General features: G+C 74.5%; 18 protein-coding genes and 1 tRNA gene. 9 read left to right on the top strand and 10 right to left on the bottom strand.

Features of this window, described 5'->3' with window-relative positions; genetic code table 11:
* Positions 1 to 10: 10 nt before the first annotated feature.
* Entirely contained in the window at positions 11 to 913 is a 903-nt protein-coding gene (locus ABEA53_RS08615) for a TIGR03560 family F420-dependent LLM class oxidoreductase (protein ID WP_345480694.1), read from the bottom strand.
* A gap of 181 nt (positions 914 to 1094) precedes the next feature.
* On the opposite strand from ABEA53_RS08615, the gene ABEA53_RS08610 reads away from it, so the two are divergent.
* Genes ABEA53_RS08610 through ABEA53_RS08590 form a run of 5 tightly spaced genes read left to right on the top strand, consistent with a single transcriptional unit; the run spans position 1095 to position 4827 of the window.
* Positions 1095 to 1733: an ECF transporter S component gene (locus ABEA53_RS08610; RefSeq protein ID WP_345480693.1), complete on the top strand. Its 639-nt coding sequence runs from the start codon at positions 1095 to 1097 to the stop codon at positions 1731 to 1733.
* Positions 1730 to 3160 (top strand): ABC transporter ATP-binding protein, encoded by a 1431-nt coding sequence (locus ABEA53_RS08605; protein ID WP_345480692.1) that lies wholly within the window; start codon positions 1730 to 1732, stop codon positions 3158 to 3160. The genes ABEA53_RS08610 and ABEA53_RS08605 overlap by 4 nt, the downstream gene beginning before the upstream one ends.
* Positions 3157 to 3954: an energy-coupling factor transporter transmembrane component T family protein gene (locus ABEA53_RS08600; RefSeq protein ID WP_345480691.1), complete on the top strand. Its 798-nt coding sequence runs from the start codon at positions 3157 to 3159 to the stop codon at positions 3952 to 3954. Before ABEA53_RS08605 ends, ABEA53_RS08600 begins: the two co-directional genes overlap by 4 nt.
* Complete coding sequence (locus tag ABEA53_RS08595) at positions 3947 to 4537, top strand: nucleoside/nucleotide kinase family protein (RefSeq protein WP_345480689.1); 591 nt, start codon at positions 3947 to 3949, stop codon at positions 4535 to 4537. Before ABEA53_RS08600 ends, ABEA53_RS08595 begins: the two co-directional genes overlap by 8 nt.
* A gap of 11 nt (positions 4538 to 4548) precedes the next feature.
* Complete coding sequence (locus ABEA53_RS08590; protein ID WP_345480687.1) at positions 4549 to 4827, top strand: hypothetical protein; 279 nt, start codon at positions 4549 to 4551, stop codon at positions 4825 to 4827.
* A 43-nt stretch (positions 4828 to 4870) separates the two neighbouring features.
* Here the strand turns inward: ABEA53_RS08590 and ABEA53_RS08585 are convergent, their stop codons facing one another.
* Entirely contained in the window at positions 4871 to 5149 is a 279-nt protein-coding gene (locus ABEA53_RS08585; protein ID WP_425550614.1) for a metallopeptidase family protein, read from the bottom strand.
* 174 nt (positions 5150 to 5323) lie between these two features.
* On the opposite strand from ABEA53_RS08585, the gene ABEA53_RS08580 reads away from it, so the two are divergent.
* Positions 5324 to 5521 carry a hypothetical protein gene (locus ABEA53_RS08580; protein ID WP_345480685.1) on the top strand — a complete coding sequence of 66 codons (198 nt, stop codon included), beginning with the start codon at positions 5324 to 5326 and terminating at the stop codon, positions 5519 to 5521.
* Between the two features lie 46 nt (positions 5522 to 5567).
* On the opposite strand, the gene ABEA53_RS08575 is transcribed toward ABEA53_RS08580, so the two are convergent.
* Positions 5568 to 5643, bottom strand: a tRNA-His gene (locus tag ABEA53_RS08575).
* A gap of 47 nt (positions 5644 to 5690) precedes the next feature.
* A complete protein-coding gene (gene orn / locus ABEA53_RS08570) occupies positions 5691 to 6314 on the bottom strand; it encodes an oligoribonuclease (protein ID WP_345480684.1) in 624 nt (207 codons plus the stop codon).
* 84 nt (positions 6315 to 6398) lie between these two features.
* Between orn and ABEA53_RS08565 the strand changes: the two genes are divergently transcribed.
* Positions 6399 to 7301 carry a 2-deoxy-5-keto-D-gluconate 6-phosphate aldolase domain-containing protein gene (locus ABEA53_RS08565; protein WP_345480683.1) on the top strand — a complete coding sequence of 301 codons (903 nt, stop codon included), beginning with the start codon at positions 6399 to 6401 and terminating at the stop codon, positions 7299 to 7301.
* Positions 7302 to 7364: 63 nt separating this feature from the next.
* Here the strand turns inward: ABEA53_RS08565 and ABEA53_RS08560 are convergent, their stop codons facing one another.
* Complete coding sequence (locus ABEA53_RS08560) at positions 7365 to 8291, bottom strand: aldo/keto reductase (RefSeq protein WP_345480682.1); 927 nt, start codon at positions 8289 to 8291, stop codon at positions 7365 to 7367.
* Positions 8292 to 8376: 85 nt separating this feature from the next.
* Here ABEA53_RS08560 and ABEA53_RS08555 point away from each other — a divergent pair, with 85 nt between their 5' ends.
* Positions 8377 to 9456: a spore photoproduct lyase family protein gene (locus ABEA53_RS08555; protein WP_345480680.1), complete on the top strand. Its 1080-nt coding sequence runs from the start codon at positions 8377 to 8379 to the stop codon at positions 9454 to 9456.
* A gap of 16 nt (positions 9457 to 9472) precedes the next feature.
* On the opposite strand, the gene ABEA53_RS08550 is transcribed toward ABEA53_RS08555, so the two are convergent.
* The 5 genes from ABEA53_RS08550 to ABEA53_RS08530 form a co-directional block, all read right to left on the bottom strand.
* The gene (locus ABEA53_RS08550; protein WP_345480679.1) at positions 9473 to 11161 is read right to left on the bottom strand and encodes a hypothetical protein; all 1689 of its coding nucleotides are present in this window, start codon (positions 11159 to 11161) and stop codon (positions 9473 to 9475) included.
* Positions 11158 to 11745 carry a signal peptidase I gene (locus tag ABEA53_RS08545; protein WP_345480678.1) on the bottom strand — a complete coding sequence of 196 codons (588 nt, stop codon included), beginning with the start codon at positions 11743 to 11745 and terminating at the stop codon, positions 11158 to 11160. Before ABEA53_RS08545 ends, ABEA53_RS08550 begins: the two co-directional genes overlap by 4 nt.
* Positions 11729 to 12373, bottom strand: coding sequence for a hypothetical protein (locus ABEA53_RS08540; RefSeq protein ID WP_345480677.1), 645 nt, complete (start codon positions 12371 to 12373; stop codon positions 11729 to 11731). The genes ABEA53_RS08545 and ABEA53_RS08540 overlap by 17 nt, the downstream gene beginning before the upstream one ends.
* Before the next feature lie 140 nt (positions 12374 to 12513).
* On the bottom strand, positions 12514 to 13566 hold the full coding sequence (gene add, locus ABEA53_RS08535; RefSeq protein ID WP_345480676.1) for an adenosine deaminase: 1053 nt from the start codon (positions 13564 to 13566) through the stop codon (positions 12514 to 12516).
* 48 nt (positions 13567 to 13614) lie between these two features.
* Positions 13615 to 15294: a CocE/NonD family hydrolase gene (locus tag ABEA53_RS08530; protein ID WP_345480675.1), complete on the bottom strand. Its 1680-nt coding sequence runs from the start codon at positions 15292 to 15294 to the stop codon at positions 13615 to 13617.
* A gap of 443 nt (positions 15295 to 15737) precedes the next feature.
* On the opposite strand from ABEA53_RS08530, the gene ABEA53_RS08525 reads away from it, so the two are divergent.
* Complete coding sequence (locus ABEA53_RS08525) at positions 15738 to 16055, top strand: DUF7882 family protein (RefSeq protein WP_345480674.1); 318 nt, start codon at positions 15738 to 15740, stop codon at positions 16053 to 16055.
* Positions 16056 to 16057 lie beyond the last annotated feature (2 nt).

Here is a 16057-nt window from a genome sequence, read left to right as displayed (position 1 = left end):
TGAGCAAGGTTCAGAGGAGGGTGGCGGCGAGCAGGTCGAGGTGGTCGAGGTCGGTCATGTCGATCGTCTGCAGGTAGACCCGCACCGCGCCCGCCTCGCCGAGCGCCGCGACGCGGTCGGCGACCTCGTTCGCCGTGCCGCCCAGCTGGGTGGCCCGCAGCTCGTCGGGATCCGCGCCGATCGCCTCCGCACGGCGGCGGAACTCCGCCTCCGTGCGCCCCACCACGGTCTGCTTCGCGACCGAGAGGCGCAGGTCGTCGCGGCCCGCCGCGTCCGCTGCCGCGCGCCCGCGGCCCCAGGCCCGCTCGAGGTCGTCGCCGTCGGCCCAGGGCACGTTGTACTCGGTCGCGAACTCGGCGGCGAGGGCCGGCGTGCGCTTCGCCCCGGTGCCGCCGACGATGACGGGCACCCGCTGCTGCACGGGCTTCGGCAGCGCGGGGGACTCCTCGAGCCGCCAGTGCACGCCGTCGAACGCGTACGTGTCGCCGACCTCGGTCGACCAGAGGCCGGTGACGATCTCGAGCGCCTCCTCGAGCAGGTCGAACCGGCGCTCGGGGAACGGGATGCCGTACGCGAGGTGCTCGGCGGCGAACCAGCCGGCACCGAGCCCGAGCTCGACGCGGCCGCCCGACATCGCATCCACCTGCGCGACCTGCATCGCGAGCAGGCCGGGGTGCCGGAACGTCACGCTCGACACCAGCGTCCCGAGCCGCACCCGGGAGGTCTCGCGGGCGAGTCCCGCGAGCGTGGTCCACGCGTCGGTCGGCCCGGGCAGCCCGTCGCCGCTCATCGCGAGCAGGTGGTCGCTGCGGAACCAGCCGGTGAAGCCGAGTGCCTCCGCGGCCTGCGCGTGCGCGAGCTGCAGGTCATAGCTCGCGCCCTGCTGGGGTTCGGTGAAGACGCAGAGCTCCATGCGCCGAGGCTAGGCTGTCCGCGACACGGGAGTCCGGTGAGCCGGGCTGAGAGGAAGCTGCTCCAAGCTTCGACCGTGGGGGCGGGCCCGAGGGCGCGCACCCCGCACCTGATCCGGATCATGCCGGCGCAGGGAGACTCTTCACATCGCCCGTGCTCGATCCTTCGAAGGCGGGCACCCCATGAGCACCACCGAGACCAGCAGGCGGACCGGCACGGCGGGGCGGCGGCTCCGCTGGCGCGTCGTCGACATCGTCGTGGCGAGCGTGCTCGCCGTGGCGTGCTCCTTCCTCTTCATCGTCTGGAACGTCGGCTACGAGGGCCCGAGCAACCTGCTCACGCCGCTGCTGCCGGGCGTGCAGGGCCTCGTGAACGGGCCCTGGTTCATCGCCGGACCGCTCGTCGCGCTCGTGATCCGCAAGCCGGGCGCGGCGCTGTACGGCGAGCTGCTCGCGGCGATCGTCTCCGCGCTCGTCGGCAACCAGTGGGGCGCGACGACGATCATCTCCGGGCTCGTGCAGGGCCTCGGCGCCGAGATCGTGTTCGCGGTCCTCGCCTACCGCGTCTGGACCTGGTGGAGCGCGCTGTTCGCCGGCGCGGCAGCGGGCGTCGGCGCGTCCGTCTACGACCTCGGGGTGATCCCCGGGCTCGCCGGCTACTACGCGGGCTCCCGCCCGGGCTTCGCCGTCGTGTACCTCGTCTCGCAGGCGATCTCGGGCGCGGTGCTCGCGGGCCTGCTCGCCTGGGTGATCGTCCGGGCGCTCGCGGCGACGGGCGTGCTCGCGCGCTTCCCCGCCGGCCGGGTCCGCGCCGCACGATGACGCCCGCCGCGCTCGCGGCGCGCGGCTGGGGCTGGCGGCACGCGGGGCGCCCGGACTGGGCGCTCCGCGGGGTCGACCTCGAGGTCGCCGCGGGGGAGCGGGTGCTGCTGCTCGGCGCCTCCGGCGCGGGCAAGTCGACGCTGCTCCGCGCGTTCGCGGCGGTGCTCGGCGACGACGAGGGGGAGGACGACGGGCGGCTGCTCGTCGACGGGCGCGACGCGCACGACGCGCGCGGCCGCGTCGGCCTGGTCATGCAGGCGCCCGACTCGAACATCGTGCTCGAACGGGTCGGCGACGACGTCGCGTTCGGCTGCGAGAACCTCCGCGTGCCGCCCGCCGAGATCGGTGGGCGGGTGCGGGAGGCGCTCGACGCGGTCGGGCTGCGGGTCGCGCTCGACCGCTCCACCTCCGCGCTCTCGGGCGGCCAGCAGCAGCGCCTGGCGATCGCGGGCGTGCTCGCGATGCGGCCGGGCGCGGTGCTGCTCGACGAGCCGACCGCGAACCTCGACCCGGCGGGGGTGGAGGAGGTGCGGGACGCGGTGCTCGCCGCGACGGCGGGAGCGACCCTGCTCGTCGTGGAGCACCGGGTCGCCGTGTGGCGCGATTCCGTCGACCGGGTGGTCGTGCTGCAGCCGGGCGGTGGCGTGCTCGCCGACGGCGACCCCGACGAGGTGCTGCGCGCCCGCGGTGACGAGCTGCGGGCAGCGGGCGTGTGGGTGCCGGGCTCCGTGCCGCGCGCCCCGAGGACCCCGCTGACGGACGGGGAGGCGCTGCTCGTCGCGGACGGGCTCGCCGTCGGCCGGTCGGGCGCCGCCGTGCAGACGGACCTGCGCGCGACCGTGCGCAGCGGCGGCGCGCTCGCCGTGCTCGGGCCGAACGGCGCCGGCAAGACGACCTTCGCGCACACCCTCGCGGGGCTGCTGCCGCCGGTCGCGGGCGCCGTCCGCGCGGAGGCGGTCCTCGCCGGCGGCCTGCGACCCGCGCCGATCCGCTGGCGGTCGCGCGAGCTGCTCACCCGGATCGGCTGCGTCTTCCAGCAGCCCGAGCACCAGTTCCTCGCCCCCGACGTGCGGCGGGAGCTCGCGATCGGCCCGCGAGCGCTGCGCCTGCCCGACGCGGAGGTCGCGCGACGGGTGGACGAGCTGCTCGACCGCCTCGGGCTCGCCGCGCTCGCGGAGGCGAACCCCTTCACGCTCTCCGGCGGCGAGCAGCGGCGCCTCTCCGTCGCCACCGCGCTCGCGGCGGCCCCGCGCGTCCTCGTCGTCGACGAGCCCACCTTCGGGCAGGACGCCCGCACCTGGGGCGCGCTGGTCGACCTGTTCCGCGGCCTCCTCGACGCGGGCACGGGCCTCGTCGCGGTCACGCACGACGAGGACTTCACCCGCGCCATCGGGGCCGACCGGCTCGAGATCGGGGCCGTCGCATGACCGCGGTCGCCGAGCGGACGGCGGACCGGCGGCGGACGACGCCGCTCGAGCGGACGAACCCCGTCGTGCGGCTGCTCGCCTCCCTCGCGTTCGCCGTCGTCCTCGTGCTGAGCGTCGACGTCGTGTCGGCCGGCGTCGCGCTCGTGCTTGGCGGTGTGCTGCTGCTCGCCGCCGGCGCGGGCGGCCGCCGGCTCGCGCTCCGGATGCTGCCGGTGGTCGTCGCCGCGCCGCTCGCCGCGCTGACGATCGCGCTCTACGGGCAGGAGAGCGGGCGGGTCCTGCTCGCCTGGGGCTTCGTGCGGGTCAGCGACGGGTCGCTCGCGCTGGCCGCCGCGACGCTGCTGCGCATCCTCGCGATCGGCGTGTGCGGCATCGGGCTGCTCGGCGGCATCGACGCGACCCGCCTGGCCGACGGGCTGGCCCAGCTGCTGCGCCTGCCCGCCCGCTTCGTGCTCGGGGCGCTCGCCGCCTTCCGCCTGTTCGGGCTGCTCGGGGAGGACTGGCGGGCGCTCGGGCTGGCCCGCCGGGCGCGAGGGATCGCGGACGACAAGCGCCTCCGCCGGCTCGCCGGGCAGGCCTTCGGCCTCCTGGTGCTCGCCGTGCGCCGCGGCGGCGCGCTGGCGACGGCGATGGAGGCGCGCGGCTTCGACGGGCCGGGCGGGCGCACGTGGGCGCGCCCCTCGCGCCTCGGCGGAGCGGACGCGGTGCTCGTGCTGGCGACCGCGCTCGTGCTCGCGGCGGCCGTCGGCGCAGCGCTCGCGGCCGGCACCTGGAACCCGGTGTCCGGTGGCTGAGCCCCTGCCCCCCGCCGCGGCCGTCGCGGCGGTGCGGGCGCTGGCGGCGGCCCGGCGCAGCTGGACGGTGCTGATCGACGGCGGCTCGGGCGCCGGCAAGTCGACGCTGGCCGACCTGCTCGTCGCCGCCACCGGTGCCGTGCTGGTGCGCCTCGACGACCTCTACCCCGGCTGGGACGGCCTCGCGGCGGGCGCGGAGGCGGTGCGCCGCGACCTGCTCGTGCCCAGGGCGACCGGTCGCGCCGGCACCTGGCGCCGGTGGGACTGGGCCTCGGACGCGCCCGCCGAGCGGTCGGTCGTGCCGGCCGGCGGCGGGCTGGTCTGCGAGGGCTCCGGCGTGCTGACCCGCGCCTCCGCCCCGCTCGCCGACCTGGCGGTGTGGGTCGACCTCGACGAGCCCGAGCGGCGCCGCCGGGCGATCGCGCGCGACGGCGAGCCCTACGCGCGGCAGTGGCGGCGCTGGGCGGCGCAGGAGGCGGCGGCGATCGCCGTGCAGGAGCCGCAGCGGCTCGCCGGGCTCGTCGTCGACGGGCGGAGCCTCCCGCAGCCGATGGTCAGCGACCTTACGGAAGACGCTCACTAATCTCGAGTCCCATGAGCGACACCTCCTCCGATTCGAACCAGTACGTCGCGGAGTACCTCGACGGTCCGCTGGAGGGCACGACCGAGCACCGCTTCCTCCAGGACGGTGCCATCGAGCCGCGCGTCACCCAGTACGCCCTCGTCGACGGCACCGACGCGATGTTCGAGTACGTGGCCGGCGAGCCGCGCGAGCTGAACGGCCAGCAGTACGTGCAGTACTCCTTCGACGCGAAGGACAGCGACGACCTGCAGGGCCAGGCGGATCCGAACGAGGAGTCCGAGCACCTCTGATCCCTCGGGATCCTCAGGCGGACGCCTGCACCCCTCGGCCCAGTCAGGCCCAGCCGAGGTCGTGCAGGCGTTCGTCGTCCAGGCCGTAGAAGTGGCCGATCTCGTGCACGAGCGTCGTGTGCAGCTCGTCGCGCAGCTGCTCCTCCGTGTCCGCGGCGCCCAGGTGCGGCAGCCGGAACACGACGATGCGGTCGGGCAGCTCGCCGAACCCGTACTGGCCGCGGGACGTCAGGTCGACGCCCTCGTACCGGCCGAACAGGTCCTCGCCGTCGGCGGCCGCGTCCTCGATCACGAACGCGACGTTCTGCAGGCCCTCCACCATGTCGTCGGGCAGCGCGTCGAGCTCCTCCTCGACGATCCGCTCGAACGCGGCGGCGGTCAGCTCGAGCCCCACGCGTCGACGCTAGCCGGGCGGCGGCACCCCCGTGCACTGCGCACGAGGTCCGCACCGATGACCTTGAGCAACCGCCCAAGCAGCGTTCGTCATATTGGTGCGGTGAGGACCGTCTTCGTGATCGTGTACGTCGCGATGGCGCTGTGGCTGATGATCTCGGCCGCGGCGCGCGTCGCGATCCAGCTCGGCAGCGGCCTGGACCTCGACGTGCTGCCGTTCATCAGCGGCGGCATCGGCCTGGTCGGACTCGTGCTGCTGCTGCCGGCCTACGAGGACCGGCGGACCCACCGCAGGGACTGAGGGAGACCGCCCTCCGCGGCAGACCCGACCGGGTCGTCCGCGGAACTGGGGTGAACGACGGGACTCGAACCCGCGACATCCGGCACCACAAGCCAGCGCTCTACCAACTGAGCTACGCCCACCATGCGTCCGGCGTCGCCACCGGAGCGTTCAGAAGTGTACCGGAGACTCAGGCCCCGGTCCCACTCGCGAAGTCCTCGACCACCTGCGCCGCGGCGGCCTGCGCCTCCTCCGACGTCGGACCGGGCAGCGGAGCGAACACGGTCGCGCGGTAGTAGCCGAGCTCGCGCACCGACTCGAGGATGTCGGCGAGGGCGCGGTGACCGCCGTGCTTCGTCGGCGCCGCGTAGTACACCTTCGGGTACCAGCGGCGGGCGAGCTCCTTGATGGAGGAGACGTCGATGCTGCGGTAGTGCAGGAACCCGTCGACGTCGGGCATGTACTTCGACAGGAACCCGCGGTCCGTGCCGATCGTGTTGCCCGCGAGCGGCGCCTGCCCGGCCTGCGGGACGAAGCGCTGCAGGTACTCGAGCACCTGGCGCTGCGCCTCCTCGAGCGTCACGCCCTGCTCCATCGCCTCGAGCAGCCCCGAGTTCGTGTGCATCTTCGTGACGAAGTCGCCCATCTGCGCCTTCGCGGCCTCCGACGGCTTGATGACCACGTCGAAGCCCGGGTCGAGCACCCGCAGCTCGAAGTCGGTGACGACGACGGCGACCTCGACGAGCTCGTCGACGGTGAGGTCCAGTCCCGTCATCTCGCAGTCGATCCAGACGAGACGGTCACCGGACGGCATACCCCGATCCTACCGAGGCCCCCTGTCACCGCCGTCCGGCGGGCGTTCGAGCAACGTGCAGCGGAGCGCGAGCAGCATGCTGCGATGACCGAACCGCTCCTGTTCATCCTCGCCATGGACCAGCGCGACAGCATCGAGCAGAAGCTGTACGAGCTGCAGTCCGCTCCGACGCCCGAGCAGTCCGCGAGCATCGCGGCGAACAAGCTGCTCGTCTACCGCGGCCTGCTCGACGCCGTGCCCGGCGTGCCGGAGGGGGCGAGGCCCGGCTTCCTGGTCGACGAGCAGTACGGCGGGTCGCCTGCGGTGCTCGCCGCTGCGGACTCGCGCGTCAGCGTGGCGATGCCGATCGAGGCGAGCGGGCAGGAGTGGTTCGACTTCGCCTACGGGCACGACTGGCGCACGCACGCCGAGTTCTTCGGCGCCGAGCACCCGAAGGTGCTGATCCGCGACAACCCGGGGCTCGACGAGCAGCACCGGGCCGAGCAGGCGGGGAAGATCGCGACGATCTCCGCCTGGGCGCGCAAGGCGGGTCTCGAGTTCATCGTCGAGCTGCTCGTGCCCGCGGGCGACGACGACCTGGCGGAGGTGGACGGCGACACCGACCGCTACGACCGCGAGATCCGCCCGGGGCTCACGGTGCGGGCGATCGAGTACCTGCAGGACCACGGCGTCGAGCCCGCGATCTGGAAGATCGAGGGGCTCGCGCAGCGGGAGGACGCGGAGCGCGTGGCCGCCGCCGCGCGCCGGGACGGCCGCGACGCCCGCTGCATCGTGCTCGGGCGGCACGCGCCGCAGGAGCAGCTCGACGAGTGGCTGCGGGTCGCGGCGCCCGTCGAGGGCTTCATCGGCTTCGCCATCGGTCGCAGCGTGTGGTGGGACGCGCTCGAGGGCCGGCTCGCGGAGGACCTCGACGAGGCGGCGGCCCGCAAGCAGGTCGCCGACAACTACACGCACTTCGTGCAGACGTACCTGGCCGCTCGCGCCTGACCACCTGTTCACGGATCAGGGGTCTCCGGGACGGCATCCCCTGATCCGTGAACGGGCTGCAGGTCAGGGGACGGTGTGGCCCGCGGCGGTGAAGAGGCGGTACCACTCGGGGCGGGTGAGGCGCAGCTCGCTGCCGGCCGCCGCCTCCCGCACGCGCTCGGGCTTCGTCGTGCCGAGGATCACCTGCATGTCCGCGGGGTGGCGGGTGATCCAGGCCGTCGCGATGCCGGTCGGCGTCACGTCGTACTTCGCGGCGAGCTCGTCGAGCACGTCGTTCAGCTCGGCGTAGTGCTCGCGGTCGCCGATGAACGGGCCGGTGAAGAAGCCCGCCTGGTACGGCGACCACGCCTGCAGGGTGATCCCGTTGATGCGCGCGTAGTCGAGGATGCCGTTGTCCCGGTCGATCGACTGGTCCAGGGCCGCCATGTTCGACGCGACGCCGGCCGCGATGAGGTTGGCGTGCGTGATCGACAGCTGCACCTGGTTGAACGCGAGCGGCTGCGTGACCGACCGCTTCAGCAGCTCCACCTGGTACGGCGTGTGGTTGCTGACGCCGAACGCCTGCACCTTGCCCGCCGCCGCGAGCTGGTCGAACGCGGCCGCGACCTCGTCCGGCTCGACGAGCGCGTCGGGGCGGTGCAGCAGCAGCACGTCGAGGCGGTCGGTGCGCAGCGCCTGCAGGGACTCGTCGACGGAGGCGAGGATGTGCTCGGTCGAGAAGTCGAAGTACCCGTCGCGGATGCCGACCTTCGACTGCAGGACCACGTCGTCGCGCTCGGCGGGGGAGAAGGCCATCGCCTCGCCGAAGCGGCGCTCGCACAGGTGGTCGCCGCCGTACACGTCGGCGTGGTCGAACATCGTCACGCCGACGTCGATCGCCGAGCGGACGAGGGTGCGGATCTCCTCGTCGCTCATGTCGGGGATGCGCATCAGGCCGAGGACGACGTTCGGCGCGGTGAGGTCGGTCTGGGGGAGGTCGAGCTGCTTCACGGGTGGGATCGTGCCACCGGTCGCCGGGATCCGCCGGGGAAGCCCGGGCAGGGGCGGTGTCTGTGGTCGGCGGCAGGCTGTTCCGATGCCCACCGCTGCAGTCGCCGCTCCGCCGCTGATCGACATCAGCCGCATCTACGCGGAGCCCGCAGCGCTCGACCTGCCGCGCGGGCGCGAGATGGCGGCGCGATGGCCGGACGCCGAGATCGTGCCGGTCGAGAGCCACTGGCGCATCCCCGAGCTGCACGGCGACGAGGCGAACGTGCGGCGCTGGGTGCGCATCAAACGGGAGGCGCTCGTGCTCGGGATCAAGAAGACCCTGACCGTGCGCCCGAACGGCCGCAGCGCCGACTTCATCGCCCCCTCCACCGCGAACGGCTGCGCGATGGCCTGCTCCTACTGCTACGTGCCGCGGCGCAAGGGCTACAGCAACCCGATCACGGCCTTCACGAACATCGACCGCATCGCTGGCGCGATCGCGAAGCACGTGCACAAGCAGGGGGCGAAGCCGGAGGCGAACCAGTGCGACCCGGTCGACTGGGTCTACGACCTCGGCGAGAACAGCGACTGCTCGGCCGACGCCCTGCTCGGCGACAACGTGCACGACCTCGTCGACCTGTTCGCGACGTTCGACACGGCGAAGGCGTCGTTCGCGACGAAGTTCGTGAACCGCGAGCTGCTCGAGTGGGACCCGCAGGGGCGCACGCGCGTCCGCTTCTCCCTGATGCCCGCCGCGATGGCGAAGCTGACCGACATCCGCACCACGCCGATCCCCGAGCGCATCGCGGCCATCGACGACTTCGTCGCCGCCGGGTACGAGGTGCACGTGAACTTCTCGCCGGTGATCATCGCGCCCGGCTGGCAGGAGGAATGGCGGCAGCTGTTCCGGCAGCTCGACGCGGGCATCGGGCCGGCGGCGAAGGCGCAGCTCGCCTGCGAGGTGATCCTGCTCACGCACAACGCCGCGCTGCACGAGGTGAACCTCGGCTGGCACCCGAAGGCGGAGGAGGTGCTCTGGCAGCCGCAGCTGCAGGAGCCGAAGCGCAGCGAGAACGGCGCGATCAACGTGCGGTACCGCATGGGCGAGAAGCGCCGGTACCTCGACCAGCTGCTCGCGATCATGGCGGAGGAGCTGCCGTACTGCCGCGTCCGCTACGCGTTCTGACCCCCTCCGGCCCGCCTCACTCGTTCACCGTGCGGTCCGGGCCGACGGAGGTCGTGGCGACGGCGAGGTCCAGCGCGCTGCCGCCCAGCACCTTCAGCCGCAGCGCCGTCGTGCGGTAGCCGCCGCCCGTGCCGGCCGCCGGAGCCGGATGGGGCGCGACGTCGGGCTGCTCGTTCAGGGTCACGGAGAGCACCGCGGGCAGGACGCCGAGCTCGCCGGGCAAGGCGCTTCGAGCGGCGGTGAGCGACGTCGCCAGCGAGCCCTTCGCGTCCGCGACGGCGGCGGTGAGCGGCGCCGACACGACCGTGCCGACCGCTCCCTCCACGGGCCCGAGGAGCAGGGGTGCGAGCTGCGCGGTCACCGCCGCGAGCAGGCTCGTCGGGTCGAGCACGGACAGCACGACCACGCTCGGGGCGCTCCGCGTCTCCGTGCCCGCGGCGAACTGCGCCACCGTGCCCGACATCGACTCGCCGACCGTCGCGATCGTCGCGCCGGCCAGGACCACGGGCACGCTGACGTCGACGGACACCGTCGCTTCGGAGGCCGCCGCGCTCCAGGCGGCGCCGACGTCGGTGACGACCGCGCCCGCAGCGGCGGACGTCCCGGAGGCGATCCGGCTCGCGTCCGCCGCGGTCAGCAGCGCTGTGTTGGGCGCGGGAGCAGCGGGTGCGAGCGAGCCGACGTCCACGACGACGTCGCCGGCGGAGGCGTCGAGCCGGACGAGGCCGCCGGCCGGCGTGGTCTGCGCGGCGGCGGTGTCCACCGCGCCGAGGTCCGCGCCGATCCGCACCGTCGCCGACGCGCCGCCCGCGCGGGCGAGGGACCCGAGCGAGCCCAGCGCGGCGTTCACCGCGCCGACGAGGCCCGTGCCGGCCGTGCCGGCCAACGACGTCTCCGCCGGGCTCGTCCCGGCGCCGCCCGTGACCGCGTCGAAGGCGGTGCGGACCGCGGCGCGCTGCGCACCCGTCGCGCCGACGAGCCTCGTCACCGACGCCGTTCTGGTGGTCAGCGACAGGGACGACACCGTGACGCCGCGGTCGAGGGCGCTCGCCAGGGACGCGCCCCACCGCCTGCTGCACTCGCGCAGGGTGGACGTCGCAGCGACGCGGCCGACGGCCAGCCGGAGGCGGGACAGGTCGCCCGCCGCCGCGGTGCCGCCGGAGACCTGCCCGAGCAGGCCGTCGACGTCGAGCGCGCCGAGGGCGGGGGCGCTGCCCGAGGCGATGCCCGCCGTGTCGACGGCACCGACGCCCGCCACGGAGGTGCCGGTGCTCGTCGCGGCGGCGTACTGCGTCTGCGAACCCGACGGCGCGGTGAGCGCGGAGCCCAGCGCCGCTGCCGCGGACGCGCTGCTCACCGCGGTCGTCGCCGCGTCGGACCCCTGCGGGACGGCGCCGGCGGGGAAGACCGCGATCGACGCCGGGTTGTCCGCGGTCATCGGGGCGAGCGCGGCGCGCGCCGTGAGCGGTGCGCCCGCGACCGATCCGGCCAGCCACCGGCTGCTCGCGGTCGTGCGGTAGACGCCCGGGGTGGTGCAGGAGGAGGACGCCGAGCCCACGGCGTCGCCGAGGGTCGTGCTGCTCACCCACGCCGCCGAGCTGGACTGCACGCCCGCGCCGACGGCGACGGCCAGCGCCGCGGCGGCTGCGACGCCTGTGCCGAATCGGCGGCGGCGCCTCCGTCCGGCGTCCAGGTGGCGCCTCATGCCAGGTGCCGTCCCATCGGAGGACCGACCGGCGCGGTGGTGACCGGGCCGCGGTGCCGGGCGCGGATCCGCTCCGGCCAGAACGCCCAGCCGAGGCTGCCCGCGATGACGGCCGCGACGGCGGCGATCACGACGGGGGAGCCGGTGTAGCGCAGCACGTCCGCGGCCGCGGGCAGCGGCTGCACGACCCGTCGCAGCGCGGTGACCGTGTAGGGCTGCGGGTCCTGCACCCGGTTCGCGTCGCCCTTCAATCGCACCGTGGCGGTGCGGCCCGACGGGTCGACCGCGACCGCGACCACGCGGTGGGTGATCGGCGGCTGCCCGCTGCCGCGCTGCACCGTGACCACGTCGCCCGCGCGCACGTCGCGGAGCGCGATCGGCGCGGAGACCGCGAGCGAGCCGGTCGGGTAGTCGGGCGACATCGAGCCGGTCGCGAAGGTGACGAGTCCGAGCCCGAGGGCCGCCGAGACGATCCACCAGGCGACGCTCGCCAGCCCCGCGAGCGCGCAGCACGCGAGCGCGACGTCGAGCGCGCGGCTCAGGGGGCGGGCTCCGCGCGCCGTGCCGTCAGCGGGACGTCGCATCGAAGCGCCACAGCGGCGACGTCGTCTGTCCGCCCAGCGCGCTCGGCACGCCGGTCGGCAGCGACACCGCGAGGCACACGCCGACCGCGGTGCCCGGCTGCCCGGTGGTCGTCGGCGTCGGCACGGAGAAGCTCGTCGGCGCGGCGGCCGACAGCACGGAGCCCGCGTTCACGAGCACCTGACCGGCGGAGGGGAAGGAGGCGGCGTTGCAGTCGGCGCGGAGGACGCCGAGCCTTGCACCGTAGGTGAGGGCGCCGAGCAGCGCGTCGGAGCCGACGGTGCCGCCCTGCAGCGTCACGTCCGCGCCGCGGGAGCCGGCCGCGGCGCGCAGCAGCACGGAGGCGTACACGGTGTCGCCCGGGGTGAGCAGCGACGCGTTGGAACCGAAGTTCAGGCTGCCGTTCGCGTTCACCGTCGCGGCGGTCCAGGTGGTCCCGCCGTCGAGGCTGAGCTCGATCTTCAGCAGCGACGAGCCGAAGCCGCCGTTGCCGTCGGACCCGGCGACGGTGATCGACTGCTGCCAGGCGGCCAGCGAGGTGACGCTGACGCCGATGCAGAGCGCCAGGCCCGCCGTCGCGACGGCGAGCAGGCGGCGGCGCCGTCGGCGCTGCACGGTCGGTGAGGTCATGGTGTCGGCTCCCGTTCGCTGCCGCGTCGATCGCGGCAGGGGCCAGGCTGGAGGCCCGGGAGGCGGTCTGCAGCGGATGGCGCAGCGGCTGCACGATTCGTCGCGACGGGCGCACGCCTCTCGACCCCAGGTGGAGGGGGCTACCCCGCGACCGCCGGGTCGAGCATCGCGTCGAGCGCGAGCAGCTCGCCGGTGAACCGGGCGCGCAGCGCGGCCTTCTCGTCGTCGGAGCAGAAGGCCGCCTCGACGCCGTTCAGGGCGAGCCGGCGCGCGGTCGCGGCGTCGACGCCGAGGGCTACGAGCCCCTCCCGGTACTCGCGCCCGAGATCCGTGCGGAAGAACAGGGCGTCGTCGGTGGAGATGTTGACGTTCGCGCCCGCGGCGATCAGCGTCGCCAGCCGGTGCTCGGGGTCCAGACGCCAGCCCGAGCAGATCGTCGTGGAGATCGGCGTCGCATCGAACGGCACCTGCTCGTCGACGACGCGGGCGAGCAGCTCGGCGTCGTCGACGACGCGGTAGCCGTGGTCGATGCGGTCGACGTGCAGCACGTCGAGCGCGGCCCGCACGTCCTCCGGGCCCGAGTGCGGCGTCTCGCCGGCGTGGATCGTCGTCCTCAGCCCCACCCGCTTCGCGAGGGCGTACGCCTCCGCGAACCGGGCCGGGTCCTCCGTCCCCTCCGCGGTCAGGTAGTCGGCGCCGATGCCGACCACCTCCGGGTACGGGGTGTCGGTGACGAGCTGCACCAACTCGGTCGCCTCCGTCGGCGTCACGTCCTTCCGGATCGCGACGACGACGTTGAAGCCGACGCCGAAGTCGCGCTCGGCGGCCCGCAGCCCGTCGAGCACGCCGTCCATCAGCGGCCCGTAGCCCAGGCCCACCGCGGCGAACGAGTGCGGGTTGACGAAGTACTCGCGGTACCGCAGCGCGCCGTCGGCCGCCGCGAGGCGGACGCCGTCGTACGCGACCCGGGCGAGCTCCTGCGGCGTGCGCAGCACCTGATGCGCCGCCTCGAAGTCGACGAGGAACTCGCGCAGGTCCGCGTAGTCGAACAGCTCGGCGGCGTCCGAGGTCCGCAGGGGGACGCCGTAGCGCTCGGCCTGCGCGATCAGCATCCCTGCTGACATCGTCGATACGAAGTGGCAGTGCAGCTCCGTCTTCGGCAGCAGGCGCAGGTAGTCGTCGAGTGCGAGCATCGGCGCACGCTAGGGGAGCGCGGTTTCCGCGGTGTTACCGCTCCCGTCTCAGGCCGGCAGCACGGACAGCCGGACGTGGGAGGGGTGCTCCGCGTCGTGGAAGACGCGGAACCGGCACGGCACGCCCTCGGGCGAGTCGCCCAGCGCGCCCTCGACGCCGGGGTTCGGCGCGAACCGCGGGAAGGCGCCGCCCGCGATGACGAGGCGGAGGCGGTGCCCGGCGGCGACGCGGTAGGCGGTGGGGAACAGCTCGACGTCGACCGCGAGCACCCCGTCGTCCCCGACCGTCACGTCGTCGGCCGGCACCGTCAGCGGATCGAGGCGACGGATGCCCTCGACGACGTTGCGGGAGACCCCGTCGGGGTCGACGTCGCAGAGGCGGACGAACACGTCGGCGCGGTCCCGCTCCGGCTGCACGTGCACGCGGGCGACGACCGGTCCGACCAGGTCGAGGTCCTGCGCCTCCGCCGCGCCGGTGAAGACGACCACGTCGATGCCCGCCTCCGTCTCGCGGTCGTCGACCTGACCTCCCGGGGGAGCGAGCAGCGGACCGCCGTCGACCGGGGTCGGGTCCGCGGGGTCGAACACGAAGACGCTCGGCCCGGCCGCGCCGCCCACCGGCGACGGCGCGAGCGCGGCGTCCGGCGCGAGCCAGCGGCGCTCGACGACCGCGGCGGGCGGCGGCCAGGCCTCGAGGTCGAGCCAGCGGTCCGCCTGCTGCAGCCAGACCCGCACGGGCGCCCCCTCCGGCGCGGGCCCGCCGTGCAGGTGGTGCTCGAGCCACTCGAGGTCCGTCCGCAGCATCTCGCGCACCTCGGGCGTCGCGCCGTGCAGCCACGGGCCGACCGTCAGCCACACGGGCACCCCGGCGGCGACGAGCCGCTCGTGGTCGTGCAGCTGGGCCTGGAGGAAGAGGTCCCACCACCCGGTCACCATGTTGACCGGCGGCATGCGGCCGAGGTCCGCGCCGTCGTGGTCGGCGACCTGCCAGAAGGGGTCGCCCGGCTCCGCGTGGCCGGTGAAGTCGCGCCAGAAGGCGACCGGCACCTGCGCGGCGGTCACGTCCGCGTCCCGCAGCGGCCGGGTCCGCAGGGCCCGGACCACGCGGGTGCGCCGCCCGAAGCCGCCGATCAGCGGCAGCGGCGCGGGCAGCTCCTGCCTGGCGAGCAGGTCGCTCCAGGTCAGCCCGTTCAGCAGGCCCGGCGCCCCGTGCTCGTAGAAGCCGTCGCTGATGCGCGCAGCCGTGATGTGGAGGGAGGAGGACACGAGCGGCGGGTCGGCGTAGGGCGCCACCGCCCACTGCGTGTGCCCGAAGTAGCTCGCACCGGTGGTGGCGACGCGGCCGTCGCACCACCGCTGCCGGCGGACCCACGCCAGGGTGTCGAGCCCGTCCTGGTGCTCGGTCGTGAACGGCCGGAAGGACCCGCCCGAGCCGAAGCCGCCCCGCACCGACTGCAGCAGCACCTGGAAGCCCCGCCGCGCGAGCACGATCGCGAACAGCCGGCTGCCGAGCGTCGTGCGGCCGTAGGGAGTCCTGATCAGCACCACGGGGCCCGGGCCGGATCCGCGTGGCCGGTACAGGTCGGCGAGCAGGTCGACGCCGTCGGACATCGGCACGCGCAGGTCTCGCGTGACCGCGTAGTCGGTGCCGCCGGCCGGCAGCCCGAGGGCGAGCTCGGCCGCCCGTCGACCGACGCGGGCGAGGGGGAGTGCGCGGGATCGCCTCATGGACCGCAGTCTGCTCGCCCCGCTCGACAGCGCGCCGCGAGGGCGCCTGGCGGGGTGAGCGACTGTCGTCGAGCCCCGGTTCGCGAATGTCCGCCTTTCATACGGTCGATCCGTGAAGCACCTGCTCATCGCCGACAAGACCTTGCTGGTCGGGGACGAGGTCGCGGAGCTGCTGCTGCGGTACGGCGCGCTGCTGGCGCAGCTGCGGAGCGGCGACAGCGTCTCCGTGCACGCAACCGACACGGACGGCAACGACGTGACGGCCGGGCTCCTCCTGAACAGCGGGACCGCCCTTGTGATCCAGTCCGCCACGACGTCGCTGCCCGAGCCGGCAAACGCGGAGGCCGAGGCCTACCTGCGGTCGCGCATCGCGAGTTACGACGTGATCGCCGCGCAGCCGCTCGGGGCACGGGCACCGACGAGGACGACGCGCCTCGGGGAGCATGACCTGCGGCCAGTGGACGGTCGAGTTCGACGACCGGCTGCTGGCGCACCTGCAGATCGTGATCGTGCAGCGCCCGCGCATGCAGGAGCGGTTCGTGCTGTCGTGGATCGACGGCGTCGAGGCCGGCAGCGGCCGCAGCTCGATCTGGCTGCATCCGGAGGGGGACCTCTCCTTCCGCTTCGCCGGCTCCCGCGCGCCCGAGATCGACGAGGAGTGGGTGCAGCGGCTCACGGAGTCCGCCCGCGGCTCGCGCGGCCTGATCGTGACGACCGAGGACGGGCGCACCGCGCGCTCGACGAGCGCCAAGCGGGGCTGAGG

The organism is Amnibacterium soli, from assembly GCF_039544415.1.
GTDB lineage: Bacteria > Actinomycetota > Actinomycetes > Actinomycetales > Microbacteriaceae > Amnibacterium > Amnibacterium soli.
The sequence above is the reverse complement of the archived record's forward strand: the minus strand, read 5'-3'. Positions and strand labels throughout refer to the sequence as shown.